General features: G+C 63.7%; 18 protein-coding genes and 2 pseudogenes. 13 read left to right on the top strand and 7 right to left on the bottom strand.

The features are described from left to right. The first annotated feature begins 4 nt into the window (after positions 1-4). The 5 genes from kdpC (at position 5) to CI805_RS17740 (ending at position 5443) form a co-directional block, all read left to right on the top strand. Complete coding sequence (gene kdpC / locus CI805_RS17720) at positions 5-595, top strand: potassium-transporting ATPase subunit KdpC (protein WP_260929658.1); 591 nt, start codon at positions 5-7, stop codon at positions 593-595. Further along, on the top strand, positions 592-3306 hold the full coding sequence (locus CI805_RS17725) for a sensor histidine kinase (RefSeq protein ID WP_260929659.1): 2715 nt from the start codon (positions 592-594) through the stop codon (positions 3304-3306). The genes kdpC and CI805_RS17725 overlap by 4 nt, the downstream gene beginning before the upstream one ends. Then, positions 3303-4010: a response regulator gene (locus CI805_RS17730; protein WP_260929660.1), complete on the top strand. Its 708-nt coding sequence runs from the start codon at positions 3303-3305 to the stop codon at positions 4008-4010. Before CI805_RS17725 ends, CI805_RS17730 begins: the two co-directional genes overlap by 4 nt. A gap of 199 nt (positions 4011-4209) precedes the next feature. After that, a complete protein-coding gene (locus CI805_RS17735) occupies positions 4210-4497 on the top strand; it encodes a hypothetical protein (RefSeq protein ID WP_260929661.1) in 288 nt (95 codons plus the stop codon). Positions 4498-4606: 109 nt separating this feature from the next. Next, the gene (locus CI805_RS17740; protein ID WP_260929662.1) at positions 4607-5443 is read left to right on the top strand and encodes a TorF family putative porin; all 837 of its coding nucleotides are present in this window, start codon (positions 4607-4609) and stop codon (positions 5441-5443) included. A 126-nt stretch (positions 5444-5569) separates the two neighbouring features. On the opposite strand, the gene CI805_RS17745 is transcribed toward CI805_RS17740, so the two are convergent. The 6 genes and pseudogenes from CI805_RS17745 to CI805_RS17770 form a co-directional block, all read right to left on the bottom strand. Then, positions 5570-6949, bottom strand: a complete 1380-nt coding sequence (locus CI805_RS17745) for an FAD/NAD(P)-binding protein (RefSeq protein WP_260929663.1) — start codon at positions 6947-6949, stop codon at positions 5570-5572. 97 nt (positions 6950-7046) lie between these two features. Beyond that, positions 7047-8438, bottom strand: a pseudogene (locus tag CI805_RS17750) (TonB-dependent receptor); the annotation flags it as partial. Positions 8439-8923: 485 nt separating this feature from the next. Next, positions 8924-9379 (bottom strand): annotated as a pseudogene (locus CI805_RS21215) (TonB-dependent receptor plug domain-containing protein); the annotation flags it as partial. Positions 9380-9487: 108 nt separating this feature from the next. After that, positions 9488-10759, bottom strand: coding sequence for an MFS transporter (locus tag CI805_RS17760; RefSeq protein ID WP_260929666.1), 1272 nt, complete (start codon positions 10757-10759; stop codon positions 9488-9490). A gap of 121 nt (positions 10760-10880) precedes the next feature. Next, entirely contained in the window at positions 10881-11972 is a 1092-nt protein-coding gene (locus tag CI805_RS17765; RefSeq protein ID WP_260929667.1) for an LLM class flavin-dependent oxidoreductase, read from the bottom strand. Beyond that, the gene (locus CI805_RS17770; RefSeq protein WP_260929669.1) at positions 11969-12904 is read right to left on the bottom strand and encodes an aldo/keto reductase family oxidoreductase; all 936 of its coding nucleotides are present in this window, start codon (positions 12902-12904) and stop codon (positions 11969-11971) included. Before CI805_RS17770 ends, CI805_RS17765 begins: the two co-directional genes overlap by 4 nt. A 30-nt stretch (positions 12905-12934) precedes the next feature. On the opposite strand from CI805_RS17770, the gene CI805_RS17775 reads away from it, so the two are divergent. Further along, positions 12935-14026: a Gfo/Idh/MocA family protein gene (locus tag CI805_RS17775; protein ID WP_260929671.1), complete on the top strand. Its 1092-nt coding sequence runs from the start codon at positions 12935-12937 to the stop codon at positions 14024-14026. A 432-nt stretch (positions 14027-14458) separates the two neighbouring features. Here CI805_RS17775 and galE read toward each other — a convergent pair whose 3' ends face one another. Continuing rightward, on the bottom strand, positions 14459-15481 hold the full coding sequence (gene galE, locus CI805_RS17780; RefSeq protein WP_260928033.1) for a UDP-glucose 4-epimerase GalE: 1023 nt from the start codon (positions 15479-15481) through the stop codon (positions 14459-14461). Between the two features lie 448 nt (positions 15482-15929). Here galE and CI805_RS17785 point away from each other — a divergent pair, with 448 nt between their 5' ends. The 7 genes from CI805_RS17785 to CI805_RS17815 are packed head-to-tail and all read left to right on the top strand — an operon-like array spanning position 15930 to position 20525. Beyond that, entirely contained in the window at positions 15930-16640 is a 711-nt protein-coding gene (locus CI805_RS17785) for a sugar transferase (protein WP_260928036.1), read from the top strand. Between the two features lie 8 nt (positions 16641-16648). Beyond that, positions 16649-17809, top strand: coding sequence for a glycosyltransferase family 4 protein (locus CI805_RS17790; protein ID WP_260928037.1), 1161 nt, complete (start codon positions 16649-16651; stop codon positions 17807-17809). After that, positions 17806-18606 (top strand): hypothetical protein, encoded by an 801-nt coding sequence (locus tag CI805_RS17795; protein ID WP_260928038.1) that lies wholly within the window; start codon positions 17806-17808, stop codon positions 18604-18606. Before CI805_RS17790 ends, CI805_RS17795 begins: the two co-directional genes overlap by 4 nt. Continuing rightward, complete coding sequence (locus CI805_RS17800; RefSeq protein WP_260928039.1) at positions 18501-18935, top strand: glycosyltransferase family 4 protein; 435 nt, start codon at positions 18501-18503, stop codon at positions 18933-18935. Before CI805_RS17795 ends, CI805_RS17800 begins: the two co-directional genes overlap by 106 nt. Continuing rightward, on the top strand, positions 18932-19966 hold the full coding sequence (locus CI805_RS17805; RefSeq protein ID WP_260928040.1) for a glycosyltransferase family 2 protein: 1035 nt from the start codon (positions 18932-18934) through the stop codon (positions 19964-19966). The genes CI805_RS17800 and CI805_RS17805 overlap by 4 nt, the downstream gene beginning before the upstream one ends. Continuing rightward, positions 19963-20205 carry a polysaccharide biosynthesis/export family protein gene (locus CI805_RS17810; protein WP_260928041.1) on the top strand — a complete coding sequence of 81 codons (243 nt, stop codon included), beginning with the start codon at positions 19963-19965 and terminating at the stop codon, positions 20203-20205. Before CI805_RS17805 ends, CI805_RS17810 begins: the two co-directional genes overlap by 4 nt. Continuing rightward, complete coding sequence (locus tag CI805_RS17815; protein WP_260928042.1) at positions 20202-20525, top strand: polysaccharide biosynthesis/export family protein; 324 nt, start codon at positions 20202-20204, stop codon at positions 20523-20525. The genes CI805_RS17810 and CI805_RS17815 overlap by 4 nt, the downstream gene beginning before the upstream one ends. Positions 20526-20530: the final 5 nt, after the last annotated feature.

Genomic DNA, 20530 nt, shown 5'->3' on the forward strand with positions numbered 1-20530 from the left:
CAACATGACCAACGACATAACCACATCGCTGCGCCCCGCATTCGTCATGACCGGCCTGTTCGCCGTACTGCTGGGCATCGCCTATCCGCTGGCGATGACCGGCATCGGTCAGACGCTGTTCCCGGCGCAGGCCAACGGCAGTCTGGTGAAGGAGGATGGCAAGGTGATCGGCTCGACCGTGATCGGTCAGGCCTTCACCTCGGGCCGCTACTTCAACACCCGGCCTTCGGCGGCAGGAAAGGGTTACGACGGCCTCGCCTCGTCCGGCTCGAACCTCGGCCCGGCCTCGAAAGCGCTGCATGATCGCGTGCAGGGCGACGTCGCCAGGATGGAAGCCGCGCAGCCCGGAAAGGCGATCCCCGCCGATCTGGTGACGACGTCCGGCTCGGGCCTCGATCCCGATATCACGCCCGAGGCCGCGTATTATCAGGCCGATCGCGTGGCACGGGTGCGCGGGATCAGCCCGCAGGCGGTCCAGATGCTCATCACCCGGAGCATCGAGGAACCGTTCCTCGGCTTCATTGGCGAGCGGCGGGTGAACGTGTTCGAACTCAATCGACGGCTGGATGCACTTCACGCTACACCAGCCCCGTGAACGACCGTCCGACCGATCCTGATCGCCCATCGCCCGAAGCCCTCCTGCGCGCCGCCGCGCAGGAGGGCAAAGGCCGTCTGAAGATCTTCCTCGGTGCTGCGCCGGGCGTCGGCAAGACGTGGGAAATGCTCACCGAAGGTCGCCAGCGCCGGGAGAGCGGTGTCGATGTGGTGGTGGGCGTAGTCGAAACCCATGGCCGCCGCGAGACCGAAGCACTGGTCCACGGGCACGAGATCATTCCGCGCCGTACCGTCGATCACGCCGGGCACAGCCTGGGCGAGATGGACATCGACGCCATCCTCGCGCGGCATCCCCAGCTGGCGCTGGTGGACGAGCTGGCGCACACCAATGCCCCCGGCAGCCGCCATCCCAAGCGCTATCAGGATGTCGAGGAACTGCTCGATGCCGGGATCGACGTCTATTCCACGCTCAATATCCAGCACGTAGAGAGCCTGAACGATGTCGTCGCTTCGTTCACCCGTGTGCGGGTGCGTGAAACAGTGCCGGATTCGATCCTCGAACTGGCCGAGATAGAAGTCGTCGACATTCCGCCCGACGAACTGATCGAGCGGCTGAAGGACGGCAAGGTCTATGTCCCCCACGAGGCCACGCGGGCGCTGGGGCATTTCTTTTCCAAGACCAACCTCACCGCGCTTCGCGAACTGGCGTTGCGCCGCGCCGCGCAGGCTGTCGATGCGCAGATGCTGGAGCATGTGCGGGCCAACGCGCTGGCGGGCAATTTTGCGATAGGCGAGCGGATCGTCGTCGCGATCAGCGAACAGCCGCATGCGGCGGGCCTCGTGCGGGCGGGCAAACGCATGGCCGATGCGCTGCGGGCACCTTGGACGGCCGTACATATCGAGACACAGCGCGATCAAACGCTGACCGATACCGAACGGCATCAGCTGGCCGAGACGCTGGCGCTGGCCTCCCGTCTGGGCGCATCGACCGCCAGCATCCCGGCGGCCAGCGTCGTCGAAGGGCTGAGCGGCTACGCGCGCGATGCCCGTGCGACGCAGATCGTCATCGGCAAGTCGACGCGCTCGTGGTGGTTCGAGGCCCGGCACGGCTCGGTGGTGGACAGGCTGGTGCGCACCGTGGGGCAAGTGGCGGTCCACGTCCTGCCGTCCGACAACCAGACGCCCTCCGCTTCGGGTCGCAAGCCGGAACGGGAAAGGCGGCGGAGCAACTGGGGTGCCCCGCAGCACTACCTGTGGTCATTGCTGATGGTGGTGGCGATGACCGTGCTGGGCCGGGCGCTGCTGGAGGCCATCAACCTTGGCAACATCGCCTTGCTCTATCTGGTCCCGGTGATGTTCGCGGCGGCCTCGTTCTCGTTGCGGGCGGGCCTGTTCGCCGGTGTCGCCTCCAGCCTTGCCTACAACTTCTTCTTCCTGCCGCCCACCGGCACGCTGACCGTTTCCAATCCCGAGAACGTGATCTCGATCCTCGTGCTGCTGGGCGTGGCCATCGTGACCAGCCAGTTCGCGGCAAGGGTACGGGCGCAGGCCGATCTTGCCGGGTCGAGCGCGCGCCAGAATGCTGCGCTGGCCGGATTTTCGCGCCAGTTGACGACTGCCACGACACGCGACGAACTGATGCAGGCGATCTGCAGCGAGGTTGCGCGCCTGCTCAACGTGCGGGCCGTGCTGCTGCAACCCTCGCCGAACGGCCCGCAACTGAGCGCCGCCTGGCCGCCCGAGGACCGGCTCGACCAGATCGAACTGGCCGCTGCCCAGTGGGCCATCGACAACGAACAGCCCGCCGGACGCGGCTCGGCGACTCTGACCGCTTCGGACTGGCTGTTCCATCCTCTTGGCGCATCGCTCGCCTCGGGACGTGGCGTGCTGGGCGTCCTTGGTATCTCGCGCGAGAATGCGGGCAATCCGCTGCGCTCGGACGAGGTGCCGCTGCTGATGAGCCTGATCGATCAGGCTTCCATCGCGTTTGACCGGATGGCGCTGGAAGAGGAAAACCTGAAGACGCAGGCAGTTGGCGAGCGCGACCGGTTGCGTTCGGCGCTGCTTTCCTCGGTCAGCCATGACCTGCGGACACCGCTCACCACGATCCTGTCCGCCGCGAAGGAAATGCGCAGGCACCCCTCCGAGGAGCTTGTCGAAACGATCGATGCCGAGGCGCAGCGGCTCAACCGGTTTGTCGCCAACCTGCTCGATATGGCGCGGGTTGAGGCAGGCGCGCTGCCGATGCGTCCCGAAGCGACCGATCTGTTCGATGCGGTGGCAGGCGCCGTGCAGGATACCCGGACAGCGTTGCAGGACCGGCGGATCGATCTGGAAATCGCCCCGGACATTCCGCTGGTACGTCTCGATCCCGTGCTGCTGCACCATTGCCTGATCAACCTGCTGGACAATGCCGGGCGCTATGGCGATCCGGGCACGCCCATTCTGGTGCGCTGTACCCGCGCCTATGACGCCTTGCTCCTGTCGGTGATCGATCAGGGGCCGGGTATTCCCCCCGGACAGGAAAAACGCGTGTTCGAAACCTTCACGCGGCTCGAAGGGTCCGACCGCGCGCGGCACGGCACCGGGCTCGGACTCGCTATCGTGAAGGGCTTTGCCGAAGCGATGGGGCTTGCGGTGGAGGCGTCCAACAAGGCAGGTGTCGCCGAAGATACACGCGGCGCCTGTTTCACCATTCGTATCCCCGAGGCGCTGATCATCCGGCACCCGGACAATGAGGACATGGCATGAAATTGCGCCACAAGGTGCTTGTCGTCGATGACGAGGTTCATATCCGCCGCCTGATACAGGCCGCGCTGACACGCGGAGACTATGCCGTCGTGGAAGCCGGGAATGCACGCGATACCCTTGACCAGTTGCGTCAGGAGCGGCCCGATGTGGTGCTTCTGGATCTTGGTCTGCCCGACCGCGACGGGCTGGAACTGGTGCCGCTGATCAAGAAGGACAGCGACGCCACGCTCATCATCGTCTCGGCACGAGAGGCGACCGATGAGAAGGTGGTTGCGCTCGATCTTGGTGCGGACGACTATCTGACGAAACCTTTCGATACCGATGAACTGCTTGCGCGTGTGCGTGTGGCCCTGCGCAATCGGGTGACGCGCGGCGGGGTCGCGGCTGCCGTGACGGTGGGGGACGTGTCGATCGATCTGATCGAGCGGCGGATCACCAAGGCAGGCGAGGAGGTCCATCTCACGCCCAAGGAATACGCCGTCGTGGAACAGCTGGCCCAGCATCCTGGGCGCGTCATCACGCATACCCAGATCATGGCGCATGTCTGGCCTTCCGAGCACGAACGGCATGTCGAGTATCTGCGCGTGCTGGTGCGGACCTTGCGTCAGAAGCTGGAGACCGACCCGCAGCGCCCACAGATCATCACCAACGAGGTGGGGATCGGGTATCGCTTGCGCATCCCGGCGGAGATGTCCGGCAGCTGACGTTGGCGGCATGGGCTGGACGCAACGTCTCGCGCAAAATCGCTGAATCCTATGCGATCTCAACGCGGGTGGGCGGGTTCCCGTCTCGAATTGCTATGCGCGTGTGCGTAAGTGGAGTGCCTTCCAGAAGGGAGGCATTATGGCGTATTGGTATCAGACCCGCTTGGCTCAGGTCGGCGTTCGCGCCGGAGGCCTGATCGTGCTTGTCCTTGCCTGCGGCACCGGAACGATCCTCTATCGGCATGTTCATGCCCATGCCCCGGCTCAGGCCACCATGGGGGAACTGGGCCTGTGCGCGCTGCTGGTCCTGCTTCTGGTTATCGGAAGCGGTCTGCTTTTCGTCGGTCCCGCGCTCTGGAAGCAAGTCCATGTTCCCGGACGATGGTCGGTTGAATTTCTGGAGCCAGCCGTGATGGAGCCGCACCCGACGGCAAGCAATGTGCATCCGCTTCCGCATCCTGCAGATACCATCCGAAAATATATGTAATTTCTATTTCATGTCGTGTTTTACAGTCTCGCTATCAAATGGCGATGGGATCTAATTCAGCCTCCTCGAATCGTTCGGAATAACTGGGCATATTTCTTGTGAGGAATGCATGAAGACCATCGCTACGCTTGCTGTCCTGATTGCCGGTATTGCACCTTTGAGTGCTGCTTACGCTCAGGACAGTCAGCCGCAGGAGCAGGCCACGCCCGATATCACGGTATCGGGATCGGTAGCGCTCACCTCCGACTATCGCTTTCGCGGCGTTTCACAGTCGGACAAGGACATGGCGGTACAGGGCGGCCTGACGATCAGTCACAAGAGCGGCGTCTATGTCGGCACCTGGGCTTCCAACCTTTCGGGCTGGGGCACGTTCGGCGGGGCAAACATGGAACTCGATCTGATCGGCGGCTACAAGACGAAGCTGAGCGAGCACACTGCACTGGACGTGGGGCTGACCTGGTATGTCTATCCGGGCGGTGCCGACAATTCCGATTTCGCAGAGCCTTACGTCAAGCTTTCGGGTAATGCAGGCCGTGCCTCGCTGACCGCAGGCGTCGCCTATGCGCCCAGGCAGTATGCGCTGGCAAACGTCTCCAACGCACCGAACAGCCGGGGGCAGAAGCAGGACAACCTGTACGTCTGGGGTGACGGGGCTTTCGCCATCGCAGGTACACCGCTCACGGCCAAGGCACACCTGGGCCACTCCAGCGGCAATCCGGGCCTCGGCCCGAACGGAACCAGCGTGACGCCGACTGGCAATTACTGGGACTGGTCGCTGGGTATGGACGCCACCTGGCACAACCTCACGCTGAACGTGTCCTACGTCGATACCAGCATCAGCCACGCCGATGCCGCGCTTCTCCAGCCCAATTTCAGCAAGGGGCAGGATGGCACCGGATCGATTGCGGATGGCGCGGTCGTAGCCTCGCTGACTGCGGCTTTCTGACGTTGCGCCGTGCGTGGGGCTCGGGAACGGCAGGGGCGCGATAAGGTCAGCATCATGCCGCCTTGCCGTAACGAGCCCCACAAATGGGGGAAGGGCGCGGTCATCCCAGCGGACTGCGCCCTTCTTTTATAGTCCCTCGCCGCCGACCCAGTGAGCATCTGCAAGGTAACGGGCGATGTCCCAGGCCTGACGCCGGATGTCCGGGACGGCGATGATCTCCCAGGCCTCGCCCTTGGTCGGAGGTCCGGCGGCGAACAGCCTGGGATTGACCCTGCCGCCTGCATCGCGGACGCGGCCGAGCTGGTCGATGTCAATGCCGAGGCGATGCGTGTCAGGCCGCAGCAGCCCTTGCGTCAGGAGAGTACGCACAATGGGAACTGCGCACTGCGTCACATCGCTGTCTGGCCCTGCGCAGTTCAGCACGCGATCGACCGTGATTTCGTGCAGGTCCGTCTCGCCGCGCGGGCGGTACGAGATATGCGCTTGGCCATCGCCTTCAGCAGATCCCGCAAGCTTGCCTGCGGCATAGATGAGCCGCCCTTCGTTCTCCAGTTCGTGCAGCCGTCGCGCGACTTGCGGGGCAAGCCGGTGGCGATGAATGTCCCAGTAGGGGCGCAGGTGCCGCAGGAAACGACGCTGCGCAGCCACGTCGTGGCGCCGCCAGAGGTTCTGCGTGAAGGGGCGCAATTCGTCCACGGCGGCGCGCCAATCTACTTCCTTCGCGCGCGCCCGGACCGCGTGCAGAAGCGCCGAACCACGCGCCTGCGGTTCGGGTACGGGCGACACGGCAGGCCCAAGTTCGGCGTGGGCATGCGGGCGCAGACCTCTGCGCGAGAGCAGGGTGATCCGTCCCTTGAAACCGGCATTGTCCAGCGACAGCACCATGTCCGCAGCGGTAAGGCCCGTGCCGACGAGCAGGACATGATCGAGCTTGTCGATACCTTCCAACGCCCCCGCCTGCCACGGATCGCGCGTATAGAGCGCGGGCGGCAGGGCGCTCAGCGCCGGGTGCGCGACCGGCGGGAAATTGCCGAGCGCGAGCACGAGGCTGCGGGCTTTTTCGGTCGAACCATCGGTCATGGTGACGGCCACGTCACAGTCGGTGAAGCGCACGTCGCAGGCCTCACCACGCACGATCCGCAGGCGGGGCGAGTGTCTGGCGGCTGCCTCGTCGAGCAGGTCGCGCAGATAGGCGCCATAGAGCCTGCGGGGCACGAAGCGGTTGGCCTCATCCTCGTCTGCGGGGTTCATCCACTTGAGGAAATGGCGCGGATCGTCGGGAAACGCGCCCATGTTGGCGGCGCGGACATTGAGCAGGTGCTCGGCCCGAGGCGTTCCGAAGGCAAGGCCGCGCCCCAGCTGCGGCTCGCTGCGTTCGATCAGCACGACATCGACGCCGTTGCGCAGCAGGTTCACGGCAACCAGCGTACCGGTGAACCCTCCGCCGATCACGGCGACCGGCAGCGTGTGGTCCGATGGGGCGTCGCTCTGTATGTTCACGGTCATAGCCTTGAACTTACGTGCAAAATATCGAGGCAGGCAAGTGGCGGAGTGCGAGGCAAGGGGTCCGGTCTTGCGTCGCACTCCACCTGTTGCACAAGGATCAGAAGTCCTTGCGCAGCATCACGCCTGCATAGCGCTGGTCGTCGCGCGGGACGTAGCGCACGATACCGGCATAGGTGCCGTTGGCCAGATAGCTCGAATAGTGCTGGTTCAGGATGTTCTTGACGAAGAACCGCAACTGCCAGCCATCATCCGCGCCGAGCAGTGCGGCGCTGCCGTTCCAGATGGCATAGGACGGCTGGATCGTGCCCGGCGTCTCGGTCAGCTGGAACTGCGTCTGGCTCTGGAGCGAGACATCGCTCTGCAGTTCCAGATCGAGGCTGTCGCTCAGCGCAAAGCGATAGGAGGCGCTTTCGTAGAGCTTCCACTTGGGCGCGTAGGGCAGTGGCTCGCCGTCGATATTGCAGCTGCTCGGTGCGCCGACCGGGCAGTTGAAGTGGATGACCGTGGCGTCGGTATAGGCGAGCGAGGTGTTCAGCGAGAGGCCGGGGATCGGGTGGAGGCCGAAGTCCAACTCGACGCCCTTGGTCTGCACGGTGCCTGCGTTGATCAGGCGCGTGACCTGTGCGCCGCCCACCACGTCGTTGTAGTTGGCCTGATAGTTCTGGAAGCGCGTGTGATAGATCGCCAGCGCGAAGGTGATTTTGTGATCGAGCGCGGAACCCTTGATGCCGCCCTCGAACGAGTTCGAGGTTTCGGGCTTGAGCGCTTCTTCATCCAGCGGTGTCGTCGCGTTCAGCGAGCGCATATTGAAATAGGCGTTGTAGGCCGGTCCCTTGTAGCCGCGCGACCACGTGAAATAGGTCTGAAGCGTGGGCGCGACATCGTATTGCAGGCCCACGCGCCACGAGTTGCCGTGGCTGGTCGTCGAGCCGGAAGACTGGTGATAGGCGCGGATGCCCGAGACGTCGTAGGCGCTTGAGCCAGTATTGTCCGGGTCGTTGGTCGATGTGCGCAAGTGGTAGTAGCTGAGGTCGTCCCAGGTGCTGCGATAACCCGCGATCGCCCGGAAGCGCGAGGTGAAGTTGATGTTCGCCTCACCGAACAGCGCATAATTGTTGTTGGTCACGCCGTAATGCGCCACGCCCTCGACGTCGCTCTCCGCGCCTGAAATCAGGCGGGTCAGATCGCGGGTATAGACCTCGTCGGTCTTGGCGTGGAGGTAATAGGCGCCGACCACGTAGTCGATCAGGCCGCCCTTGGGGAGGCGAGCCGCAGTTCCTGCGAGAACTGGTGCATGTTGACGGTGCCCAGATCCTCGCCTTCGGGAAAGGCGGCGGTCAGCGTGGCAAGCCCGTCGTAGTCCTGATGCTGGCGGTTCTTCCACTCGCGATAGGCGGTGATCGAGGTCACGGTATACTGGCCAAGATTCAGCACCGCCGTCAGCGAGCCGCCATAGTTCTTGTCGGTGACGTTGGTGTTGAAGTCGGTCGCCGCGTCGCGGTTGTCCGTGCCCGGCGTAATGCCTTCGGCGGCCAGAACGCTGGCGAGACCGGCGGAGGTGGTGACGGTGCCGGTCGGGTAGGCGATCTGGCTGACGCTCTGGTAGACACCGTTCGAGGTGGTGTCGTGCGAGTGCAGATAGTCGCCAGCCAGCGTCAGCGTCAGGTTATCGGTGGGCTTGGCCTCGATCTTGCCGCGCGCGCCGTAACGCTCGTAACCGTTGACGTGATCGCCGTTCGTCAGGTTGCGCACATTGCCGCGATAGTTGGCATAGAGGCCGTCGATGCGTGCGGTAATGCCCGGCGCGATGCCGCCGGTGACGCCTGCCTTCAGGCGATATTCCTGGTCGGTCGTCGCCGTGCCCTCGGCGTAGGCATGGAATTGCTCGCTCGGACCGGCGGTGACGATGTTGACGACACCTGCCGAGGCGTTCTTGCCGAACAGCGTGCCCTGCGGTCCGCGCAGCACCTCGATGCGCTCCACCTCGCCGACATCGAGCGTCGCCTGTCCGGGGCGGGTGAGCACGACACCGTCCACCACGGTCGATACCGAGGATTCGACGCCCGGCGACGTGCTGATCGTGCCGACGCCGCGGATGAAGATCGTGCGGTCCTTGTTCGAGGCACCATCGCGGAACGAGACCGAGGGCACGATCGCGCTGAGATCCTGCACGTTGTTGATCTGGCGGTCGTTCAGCGTTTGGCCGCTCACCGCGCTGATGGCGATGGGGACGTTCTGCAGCGTCTCGTTGCGATAGCGCGAGGTGACGATGATCTCGCCATTGTCATTCACGCCGGCGCTCGGCTGCTCGCCCTGCGCTGCGGCATCGTCCGCCAGAGCGGGTGTCGCCAGTGCCAGCGGCGCAATCGCAGCGCCCAGCAGCAACAGCGTGCGGGCAAGCGGGCGGGTGTTATCGGTCATTGAAAGCATCTCCCTGATGTGTGCCGACAATACCTAAGTGATTAAGTAGACAAAGATAGAAAATCTATTGCGGCTTGCGGTCCGGCTTGCCCTGAGCACGGTTCGTGTTGCGCGGGCTCAGTCTTCGGCGAGGCGGATGCGCGGCATCATCAGCTGGATCCAGCCCAGTGCCAGCAGGTAGGACACCGCAGCAAAGCCGAAAAGCGGCGCGTATCCAAGCCCTGCGGCAAGCACGAGCCCTGCGATCTTGCTGATCGCCATACCGCCAAGATTGCCGCAGAACGAGCCGAAGCCGGTCACGCGGCCGACCTTGGTGGCGGGCGTCACGTCGGCGATCAGGGCGAACAGACTGGTTGAGAAACCCTGATGCCCGGCGAGAGTCAGCGCCATCAGTCCGACTGCGATGCCGTAGCTCGAGGCGTGAAGCGCCAGCGGCACGGGAAGGACACAGAGGGCAGAGATCAGCATCACTGTCTTGCGCGTGCGGTTCACGCTCCAGCCCTTGGCAAGCAGATGGCTGGAGACGTAGCCCGAAACCAGCGAACCCGTGGCCGAGCCGAGATAGGCAATGGCCAGCGGTACGCCGAGCGCCACGCCGGAAAGGCCGAAAGCGCGGTTGAAATAGTCCGGCATCCAGAACAGCATCAGCCACCAGGTGGCATCGGACAGCACCTTGGCGAGAGCGACGGTCCAGGTCCGGCGTTCGCGCAGGATGCCGGAAATGGGTTGGGTATTACCGGTAGCCTTGCGCGTATCGCCGAAGGATACGCCGCGCGTGCCCAGCATCCAGACCAGCCCCCAGACAAGGCCGATGCCGCCTGCGATGACGAACGTGGAGCGCCAGCCCCACAGGGCAGCGGCCAGCGGGATACCCAGCGGCGTCAGGATCGCGCCAAGGCTGTTGATGGCATTGAAAAGGCCAAAGCCGGTCGTGCGCTTTTCGGGTGGAAAGATCAGCGCGACGGTCTTGATGCCCGCAGGCGTTCCCATCGCCTCGCTTGCGCCAAGCGCGATGCGACAGGCGATGAACTCGCGAAAGCCGCTGGCCCAGCCATGCGCCATCGCCGCGAGCGACCAGACGGTAACGCCCAGCGCATTGGCGCGGCGCAGGCCCAGGCGGTCTACCAGCCAGCCAGCGCCCAGGAATCCGAAGGCAGCCGCGCCCTGAAACCAGGCTGCGAGCGTGCCGTAATCGTCGTCGCTCCAGTGCAGGTCGGCGGCGATAGTGGGCTTGAGAACGGCGATGATCTGGCGATCCACCAGATTGAGAATGCCCGCCGTCAGCGCCAGCGCGAACAGGAACCGGCGATGGGCCGGGGAGAGCAGGCTGGCCGTTCGCGGGCTTTGCGCCTCTGCGTCAGGCAACGGGGTCGGAATGGCGGTCGTCATCAAACCCTAGCGTAGGCGTAGGGTATCGCTGCCACCAACAAAGTTTTTCTACTGATTTGGCGGGGTCAATTTGTCTTCCTCCCGGCCGGAACGTGATGTCCGGGCCGGGAGGAAGACGAAATCAGGCGAAACCGCCGAGCGGGCCATGGTCGATATGCGGCAGAACGTGGCGGGCGAACAGGTCCGCTTCGGCCGCATGGGGATAGCCAGAGAGGATGAACGCCTCGATGCCTGCCTCGCGATAGGCCTGCAACTTGGCGAGCACCTGATCGGGATCGCCGACGATCGCGGCGCCGCAACCCGAACGGGCACGGCCGATGCCGGTCCACAGGTTGTCCTCGGCATAGCCATCGTCGCTGGCGGTTTCGCGCAAGGCGGCCTGCGCCTTGACGCCAACCGACTGCGAATCGAGCGACTTGGCGCGGATCGCGGCGCCCTCGGCGGCATCGAGGCGCGAGAGCAGGCGGTTCGCGGCAGTGCGGGCCTCGGCCTCGGTCTCGCGCACGATCACATGGACGCGATAGCCGAAACGCAGGGTGCGGCCATATTTCGCAGCGCGGGCGCGCATGTCGGCGATGGTTTCCTTCACCGCCTCCATGCGATCGGGCCACATCAGGAACACATCGCAGCCCTTGGCCGCAACTTCGCGTGCGGGTTCGGACAGACCGCCGAAGTAGAGCGGCGGACAGGTCGATCCGGGCGCGATCATGCGCGGCGGATCGAGCTTCATGTTCCAGAAGCGCCCCTGATGATCCAACGGCTGGCCCGAAAGCAGCGTGCGCAGGATCTCGATGGCCTCGGTCGTGCGCTCGTAACGTGCAGCCCCATCCAGCGTCTCTCCCGGCATTTCGCTGGAGATCACGTTGATGTTCAGGCGTCGGCCTGCGGTGCCTGCGCCGAGGATCTGGTCGATCGTTGCGATCTGGCGCGCGAGCTGGGCCGGCCACAGCTCGCCGATGCGCACGGCTATCAGCAGCTTGATGCGACGGACCTGCGTGGCGATGGCGGCAGCGAAAGCGGTGGTGTCGATGCCGAGCGCATAGCCCGAAGGCAGCAGCACGTTGTCGAAACCGCCTTCCTCGGCGGTCGTTACGATGTTGCGGCAATGCTCCCAGCTGGAGCGCAGCATCGGGTCGGGCTGGCCGAGGAACTCGTAATCGTCGTCACACAGCGCCGAAAACCAGCTGACCTCACATGGGGGCAGCGCGCTCACGGCAGCGGTTCCCCGCGCGAGGCGGCGAGCACCGCGTACCATTCGCTGGCGGTCCATTCGACCTTCAGCGCATCGCGCGAGGCAAGAATGCGCTCGGGCGTCTGCGAGCCGACGATGGGGATCGCGCGCGAGGGATGCGTCATGATCCACGACAGCGCGGCGGAGGCGGCATCGGTGCCGAACTTCGCGCCTTGTGCCGCGAGCAGCTTGGCGACCGGATCGTTCGAACCGGAGACCAGACGGCCACCGCCCAGTGGCGACCATGCCAGCACCGCAGCCTCGCGCGCCATCGCCTGATCCAGCGTACCGTCATACAGCGGCGCGATGCGGGCGGCGGAGAACTCGGGCTGGGTCGAGACGATGGGGAAGGGCAGGAAGGCCTGCAACGCGTCGAATTCGGCGGGGCTGTAGTTGGATACGCCGATGGCCTTCACCTTGCCGCTCTCGACCATGGCGGTCAGGGTCTCGGCAACATCGCGAGGGTGGGTCAGGAAATCGCGGCGGTGGATCTGGTAAAGTTCGACTGACGGCAGGCCAAGGCGTTCGAGCGAAATGTCGAGGGCGCTGTTCAGGTAGGCAGGGCTGGAATTATAGGGAACGCCCAGCACGATGCCGCCCTTGGTGGCGATCACCATCTTCTCGCGCAGATCGGGTCGCGCGGCCAGTGCCTTGCCCAGCAGCAGTTCGGCGCCGCCGAAGCCGAGCGCGGCATCGCAGCCGTAGATGTCGGCAGTATCGAACAGGGTGATCCCTGCTTCCAGCGCGGCTTCGATCCGGGCGATGATCGCGCCGATATCGTCGTTGCCGTCGGCGCGGGCGAGCCGCCACATGCCCCAGGCAATCGGGAAAACGGAAATTCCGCTCTTGCCGAGCGATACGGGATCGGTCGATAGGCGCAAACGCATATCGGATGTCGTGTCGGGCGTCGTCATGGGCGACCACATGGCACAGGGAGTTGTGAAATGGTAGAGACACTGCGTTACGGGATCGTCGGCACGGGCATGATGGGCGTGGAGCACATCCACAACCTCAAGATTCTCGAAGGTGCGCAGATAGTTGCCATTGCCGACCCGGAGCCGGTGTCGCTCGGCTGGGCGCGCGATGCGCTGGGCTCGGCGGGCGAAGGCGTGACCGAATACGCGGACAGCGCCAGCATGATCGCCAACGCCGGGCTCGATGCCGTAGTTGTCGTCTCGCCCAATTTCACCCATCGCAAGGTGCTGGAGCCGCTGCTCGACAGCGACGTCGCGATCCTGTGCGAAAAGCCGCTCTGCACCACCATGGAGGACGCCCGCTGGGTGGTCGAGCGTGCCGAGGCGCGCAAGGCGGCGTTCTGGACCGGCATGGAATATCGCTTCATGCCGCCCGCCAAGGCCTTCATCGAGGAAGTCCATGGCGGCAAGGTCGGACGCCTGCACATGCTCTCGATCCGTGAGCACCGTTTCCCGTTCCTCGTCAAGGTGCGCGACTGGAACCGCTTTTCGGCCAACACCGGGGGCACCATGGTGGAGAAATGTTGTCACTTCTTCGACCTGATGCGCCTTATCACCCGCTCGGAGCCGGTGCGCGTCTACTGCTCGGGCGCGATGGACGTGAACCATATCGAAGAGCGCTACGACGGCCGCCAGCCCGACATCATCGACAACAGCTTCACGACCGTTGACTTCGCCGATGGCAGCCGCGCGCTGCTCGATCTGTGCATGTTCGCGGAAGGGGCGGAGAACCAGGAGGAGATCAGCGCGACCGGCGACAAGGGGCGGCTCGATGTGCTGATCCCGCCGGGCGATCTGGTCTGGTCGCCGCGCGTGCCCTGGCCGGGACCGAAGGCGGTGGAGCGCTGGCACGTCGCGGTCGATCAGGCGGCAATGGATGCAGGCTCGCACCACGGCGCGACATTTTATCAGCATGAAGCCTTCGCGCGCGCGGTGCGCGGTGAGGGCGAAGTGCAGGTAACGGCGCGCGACGGTCTGATGGCCGTGGCGATCGGTGCGGCGGCGGAATTGAGCGCACGCGAGAAGCGCGTGGTCGAGATCGGTGAAGTGCTGGAAGGCTGAGCCGGGCGGTGTTTGTCGCGCGCTTATTGCGATTTCTGACCCGGTTACACCGAATCCAATCGATCCAAGTTTCTGATTTGTCGCATTTTTCCAACAGGCGATTCGGCCTGATTGGAAAATGCTCTAGCCGCGCAAATTGAGTACCCGCTGACAGGCTCGCTTGATTTCGACGCGGTGTGTTTCCCAGGATGCCATGATCGTGCGCAAGGCATCCGGGGAAATGGCCTGATTCCGCGCTCGCGTCTGATCGGGCTTCGCGCTGGGTGTCATTCGCAGCTTGTCCTTGCTCGGTTTTTTGAGAGTCATGGGGTCAACGTGATCCTCTTGCGACAGGTTCCGTAGATTGGCCTTGCGTCACTGGTTCTCGTCTCTTGCGTCGAGCGTTCCGCCGCATCTGTCGCTTCAGAGACGATCGCGTCGGCTGCTGCGGCATCACGCAGCTACGGCAGGTCGGTCGCGAAGGTCGGAGAGCCTGCGTTCCCACGCCAGGGCATGGGTGACAATCGTCGCCAGATCGTCGTGGCGGGGCGTCCAGGAAAGCGTGCTGCGTATCAGGCCGGTATCCGAAATCAGCGAATCCGGATCGCCGGCACGGCGACCTTCGAGGCGGCGCTCCAAAGTCTTGCCGGTGACCTGATCGACGGCATCGAGCACCTCCAGAACCGAAAAGCCGCGACCATAGCCGCAGTTCATGGTGCGCGATCGGGTGGGATCGGCGATCAGCGCTTCCAGCGTCAGGACGTGTGCGGCGGCAAGGTCGGAGACGTGAATGTAATCGCGGACACCGGTGCCGTCGGGAGTGTCGAAGTCGGTTCCGAATACCGAGACGTGGCTGCGCTTGCCCAGAGCCGCCTCGACCGCGACCTTGATAAGGTGCGTGGCGCCTGCGGTCGATTGTCCGGTGCGCGCTGCCGGATCGGCGCCTGCCACATTGAAGTATCGCAGGACACCGGCGTTGAACGGATGGGCCCTTGCCACGTCTGCCAGCATCGTCTCGGTCATCAGTTTCGACATGCCGTAAGGGTTGATCGGCGCTTTCGGACTGTCCTCGCGAATGGGCGATGTGTCGGGGATGCCGTATGCCGCGGCGGTGGAACTGAAAATAAAGTGCGACACGCCGGCGGCGACTGCCGCACCGATCAGCGTGCGGCTCTTTGCCGTATTGTTGTGATAATACTTCAGCGGATTCTCGACCGATTCCGGGACGATGATCGATCCGGCAAAATGCATGATGGCGCCAATGCCCTGCTCGGCAAATATCCGCATCAGAAGATCGGTGTCCTCGATATCGCCTTCATAGAAAGGGACATCTTCGGGAACGGCGAAACGAAAGCCGGTGGAAAGATCGTCGATCACGCTGACCGGCCAACCGGCATCAAGCAATGCCAACACGGCATGGCTGCCGATATATCCGGCGCCGCCGGTAACGAGAACGGGGAGTTTTGCGTTGGTCACGGCAACTCTCGAATGACAAACGGGAATGTTGGCACCTGGTAAAGAGGTGCCGATGGATGCGGATATGTGCTGCCATTTATTGCAGTGCGGCAAGAACTCCGCGTTGACTGGACCGATCGGTGCGACTGGCAGTGTAGCAAGGCAGCGGAAGGGCATTTCCAGACAAGAGTGCCGGCCTGTTGCGCCGGGAAGTCCGACGAAGTGAGCCTGATATCGATACATATTATATGCAGAACTGCTGCAAGGTACGCAAAAGCGCGATTCAGAACATTGGCGTTGGCGGAATCTTTACAATCTGTTCATGTTACTCTTGTGAGCATTCTTTTCGCACTTGCGGCGAAATGCCTTCATCGCAAGGCCGGGCGAGCCCTGCGCGTCTAGGCAAGTGTGCGTAATTTTGAAACATTACACGGCGTCGCACATTCACCTGACATGGAAGGGAACCTCCATGGAAAAATTCGACGATCGCTATTCCAACGCATTTATTCGTCAAAATTCAGGTCAATCAAATAAAAATCCTGGAACGGAAATGATTTCGCTTCAAACTGTTGATAATAATTTGTCTAGATTGATGGACGTAATTATTGCTTTTGTGGCATTTATGTTTGTCGTTCCGGTTTTGCTTCTGATGTGCATCGCCATCAGCATTCAGGACCGTGGTTGGCCGATTTTTGTTCACTATCGGATTGGCCGTGGTGGCGCGCTTTTTCCATGCCTCAAGCTGCGCACCATGGTCCGTGATTCCGATGTGCGGTTGCGAAAGCTTCTGGAAACGGATGCCGCCGCACGCCGCGAGTGGGAAGTCGATCAGAAGTTGCGCAACGATCCGCGGATCACGCCGCTCGGTCAGTTCCTGCGCAAGTCGAGCCTCGATGAACTGCCCCAGCTGCTGAACGTGATCTGGGGTCATATGAGCCTTGTCGGTCCACGTCCCATCGTGCCCGCCGAGGCCGCGCGTTATGGCCGTTACATGCAGTTCTATTGTGCCGTGCGGCCGGGTATTACCGGGCTGTGGCAAGTGAGCGGGCGCAACGACATCGGGTATCGGCGTCGTGTCGCGATGGACACGCTCTATTGCCGGACGCGTACCGTGGGCGGCGATATCTCGATCATGGTGCGTACCATTCCTGCCGTTCTGGTAAGCCGGGGCACGTTCTGAGTATCGCGATGCCAAAGCCCGTCGACGATCGCCGCAAGGTGATCGATGTACTGCAGCTCGATCCGTCCCTGTTCACCGCTCCCTACGACGCTGCGCTTTCGCGTGGGCTGATCGAGAACGGCGTGCGTCCGGTGTGGGCCACCCGCCGTCTTCGACCGATGGAGGAGGATCTGCTGGCGGCTGCCGACAAGCTCTCGTTCTTCTATCCGTTGACGGATGGTCCTGCACGGCGGGCCGGGTCTGCGTGGAAGCTGGTCAAGGGACTGGAGCATGTCTCGGGCTTGCGCCGGTTCGCGCGCGAGGCCGATCGCTTCGATCTGGTGCATGTCCAGTGGGCGGTGCTGCCTCTGCTGGATGTCAGGGTGATGCGTCGTATCCGGCGCGAGCGGCCGGTCGTCATGACGGCGCATGACATTCAGCCGTTCAATGGCAAGTCGGTCGGCGTTCAGGGCAATGGCTATGCCGCCGTCCTGGAAGAGGCTGACCGCCTGATCGTCCATACCGAAAAGGGCAGGGAAGCCTTGCTGGCGCGCGGGATCGCGCCGCACCGTATCCATGTGGTGCCCCATGGGCCGCTGTCGTTGAGCGCACGCGGTATGGAGGTTCGCCCTGACGATGGGCGCTGGCGCGTGGTGCTGTTCGGCCGCCTGCAGCCCTACAAGGGCGCGGATCGCCTGGTGGAAGCGCTGGGGATGATCGATCCGGCGGTGCGGGCGCGGCTTGAGATAATCGTCGCCGGCGAAGCGCAGATGCCGATCGAGCCGATCCTTGAGCGCGCCCGCGAACTGAATCTTGGCAATGCCTTTTCGTTGAGAGCCGGGCGGCTTTCCGAAGAGGATATGGCGGCCTTGCTGCGCAGCGCCGATGCCTTCGTCTTTCCCTATCGAACGATCGATGCCAGCGGGGTGCTGCACATGGTGGCAGATCTCAACCGCTGGTTGATTGCCAGTGACCTTGGCGCGTTCCGCTCGATGATTGGCGAGACCAGCGGCGAGCTGGTGGAACCGGACGATCTGGGCGCGCTGGCCGGCGCTATCGTGCGCTCCATCGGACGCAAGCCAACGCCGCGCGTCGGTGCCTCCATACCCGGATGGGAAGAGATCGGCGCGATGACCCGCCATGTCTACGAGGAGGCGATCGCAGAGCGACGCCACGCGGTATCGATATGACACGCAGTTTGCTGATCTTGCAGGATAGTCCCGATTTCGGCGGGCATGAGGAGATGTTCCTGCGCTTTCTCCCCGCGATCGTCGCGCAAGGCGGATATGAGCGCATCACGATGCGGCATCCTGCCGCCAACGGCAAACTGGCAGCCCGAATGGCGCCCTTTGCATCCAGCCGGTTCCGGGTTCAGGGCTGGCGCTTCGCCAAGCAGCGCGCCGAGCCGTATCTGGCTCGTTTCCGGGCCGATTATGCCGCAGCGGTTCGTCAGGTCTATGACGAGGTGCAACCGACGACCACGCTGTTGTTGCAGGGGCGGATCGAGAACTGCGCGGTGCCTCTGCTCGCCGCGCCGCCGGAAAGCTTTGTGGTGAGCTATGTGCCCATGGCGCACCGGATGCGGGAAATGGGGCGTAGCGGTTTTCCCGGAGACTGGGTGCGTCGCTCGCTCTATCGCCGGCCCGATCGCTTTATCGTGCCGGGCAGGGCGGTAGCCGAGCAGGTCCGTGCGGCAGGCGGACGTGCACCGGTCGTGGTGGCCGACAACGTGGTCACGCCGCCGGCTCGCCCTTCACGAGATGCGGCGCGCGAGGCGCTGGGGCTTGCCAGGGATGCTCGTGTCGCCCTGTTCCTGGGACGGCTGGAGACGCGGCAGAAGGGTTGGATACCCTCTTCGATGCCTTGCGTAGACAGGCTGCTATGCTGGGCGACTGGACGTTCCTGTTCGTCGGGGCGGGCGAGGCCGACGAGGCATGCCGGGAGCTGGCGGTGGAGCTTGCAGGACGCGTCGATATTCGGGGTCTGACCTGGACCGACAACCCGCATTCGGTGCTTGCTGCCGCCGATCTGATGCTGATGCCCTCGCGTTGGGAAGGTGTGCCGCTGGTGATGCTGGAGGCGATGACCTACGGCGTGCCGATCCTGGCATCGGATATCGATGTCTTTCGCGATTATCTGCCGGATGCCTGCCGTATGGACTTCGCGGCAGACGATCTGGCTTCCGCCATGGACCGGGTGCTCGCCTGCAACATGGCGTTCCGGGTGCAAAGTGCGCAGCGCCTGCAGGAAAGCGCGCTCGATGTGTCTGCCTCCCGCTTTGTCGAAGCGCTTGACCCTGACAGGACGCCCTTATGACCGCCGTCGTCGTTATCCCGACCCTGAACGAGCGCGATCATATCGAGGGTCTGCTCGCGCAATTTCTGGCCGAGCCGCTGGACGCTGTCGGCGGCATTCTCGTGGCCGATGGCGGCAGTACCGATGGCACCCGCGCTATCGTCGAACGCATCGCGCGCGAAGAGCCTCGCGTGCAGCTCGTCGACAACCCTGACCGTATCCAGTCTGCCGGGGTCAACCGTGCGGTAGCTCTGGCGAACCCGCGATGGGATGTGATCGTGCGCGTCGATGCCCATGCGGATTACCCGCAGGATTATGTGACGCGTTTGCTCGCTTCGCTGGAGCGGCACGAGGCCGATACGGTGGTGGTGCGTCTGACCACGCGCGGTGTAACGCCGTTCCAGCGCGCGACGGCGGCGGCGCAGAACAGCCGTATCGGAACAGGCGGGTCGGCGCATCGCATGGGCGGAGCATCGCGCTTCGTCGATCATGGGCACCACGCCGCGTTCCGTCGCGCGATCTTCGAGCAGGTCGGCGGCTACGATACGAGTTTCGAGGCAAACGAGGATGCCGAACTCGATGCCCGGATCCGCCAGCGCGGCGGGCGTATCTGGCTCGATACGACGATTCCGGTCATCTATTATCCCAGAAAGACGGTGCGAGCGCTGGCGCGCCAGTATTTTCGTTATGGCTCAGGCCGGGCGCGAACCGTGCTCAAGCACGGTGAAAAGCTGAAACTGCGCCAGATGTTGCCGCCGGTCGTTCTGCTGGCGATCTGCGCCAGTATGGCAGGTGCGTTGGTCTGGACACCGTTGCTAAGCGTGGCGCTGGTCTATGCGCTGCTGCTGTTTGGCGCGGCGGCAGCGATGGCCCTGCAGACGCGTTCTTTCTCCACGCTGCTTGCCGCACCTGCTGCGGCGACCATGCATCTGGCGTGGGGCGCCGGATTTTTACGTCGAATTTTCACAGAAAGAGTGTTCGCGATGCAACCTGCCGCATCGCAAACCGTTTCCGTGGCCCGATCTACGCGAAACTACGAGGAGCCGGAATGAAGCTTGCCAGAGGGATCCTCGCTTTCAGCGCATTGGCGCTGTTGGGTGGATGCGCAGCCGACATTGCCAGGACACCGCCCGGCGCACAGGCGGCGGCGCCTTACGTCTACAAGTTGGCGCCTGACGATCACCTGCGGATCAACGTCTACGGTGAGCCCAATCTCAGCGCCGAATATATTGTCAACACCAACGGTGACATCTCGTTCCCGATGGTCGGCGCATTCCACGTTCAGGCATGACCGTGAACGACGTCGCCACGCAACTCACGCAGGCACTGACCACGCATTACTACAAGAGCGTGCATCTTGCCGTCGATCTGGTTGCGCCGCGCCCGATCTACGTGCTGGGCGAGGTCATGAAGGCAGGCCAGTTCCCCTACCAGTCGGGCATGACCGCGCTGGGGGCGATCGCCACCGCCGGCGGGTTCACCTATCGCGCGAACGAGAAGGTCGTGATGATCCGCCATCCCGGTGAGGCAGCCGAGGAACGCGAGCCTTTGACCGCCGATCTGCCCGTCCAGCCGGGCGATACGATCCGGGTGCGGGAACGGAATTTCTAGGTCGC

Source organism: Novosphingobium sp. 9 (genome assembly GCF_025340265.1).
Classification (GTDB): domain Bacteria; phylum Pseudomonadota; class Alphaproteobacteria; order Sphingomonadales; family Sphingomonadaceae; genus Novosphingobium.

Excerpts from the sequence above, each read along its gene's own strand:
- CI805_RS17760 (WP_260929666.1), bottom strand. The coding sequence starts at position 10,759 with ATGACGACCGCCATTCCGACCCCGTTGCCTGACGCAGAGGCGCAAAGC.
- CI805_RS17740 (WP_260929662.1), top strand. The coding sequence starts at position 4,607 with ATGAAGACCATCGCTACGCTTGCTGTCCTGATTGCCGGTATTGCACCT.
- CI805_RS17730 (WP_260929660.1), top strand. The coding sequence starts at position 3,303 with ATGAAATTGCGCCACAAGGTGCTTGTCGTCGATGACGAGGTTCATATC.
- CI805_RS17775 (WP_260929671.1), top strand. The coding sequence starts at position 12,935 with ATGGTAGAGACACTGCGTTACGGGATCGTCGGCACGGGCATGATGGGC.
- CI805_RS17795 (WP_260928038.1), top strand. The coding sequence starts at position 17,806 with ATGACACGCAGTTTGCTGATCTTGCAGGATAGTCCCGATTTCGGCGGG.
- CI805_RS17805 (WP_260928040.1), top strand. The coding sequence starts at position 18,932 with ATGACCGCCGTCGTCGTTATCCCGACCCTGAACGAGCGCGATCATATC.
- CI805_RS17815 (WP_260928042.1), top strand. The coding sequence starts at position 20,202 with ATGACCGTGAACGACGTCGCCACGCAACTCACGCAGGCACTGACCACG.
- CI805_RS17800 (WP_260928039.1), top strand. The coding sequence starts at position 18,501 with ATGCTGGGCGACTGGACGTTCCTGTTCGTCGGGGCGGGCGAGGCCGAC.
- kdpC (WP_260929658.1), top strand. The coding sequence starts at position 5 with ATGACCAACGACATAACCACATCGCTGCGCCCCGCATTCGTCATGACC.
- CI805_RS17790 (WP_260928037.1), top strand. The coding sequence starts at position 16,649 with ATGCCAAAGCCCGTCGACGATCGCCGCAAGGTGATCGATGTACTGCAG.
- CI805_RS17785 (WP_260928036.1), top strand. The coding sequence starts at position 15,930 with ATGGAAAAATTCGACGATCGCTATTCCAACGCATTTATTCGTCAAAAT.
- CI805_RS17810 (WP_260928041.1), top strand. The coding sequence starts at position 19,963 with ATGAAGCTTGCCAGAGGGATCCTCGCTTTCAGCGCATTGGCGCTGTTG.
- CI805_RS17770 (WP_260929669.1), bottom strand. The coding sequence starts at position 12,904 with ATGACGACGCCCGACACGACATCCGATATGCGTTTGCGCCTATCGACC.
- CI805_RS17745 (WP_260929663.1), bottom strand. The coding sequence starts at position 6,949 with ATGACCGTGAACATACAGAGCGACGCCCCATCGGACCACACGCTGCCG.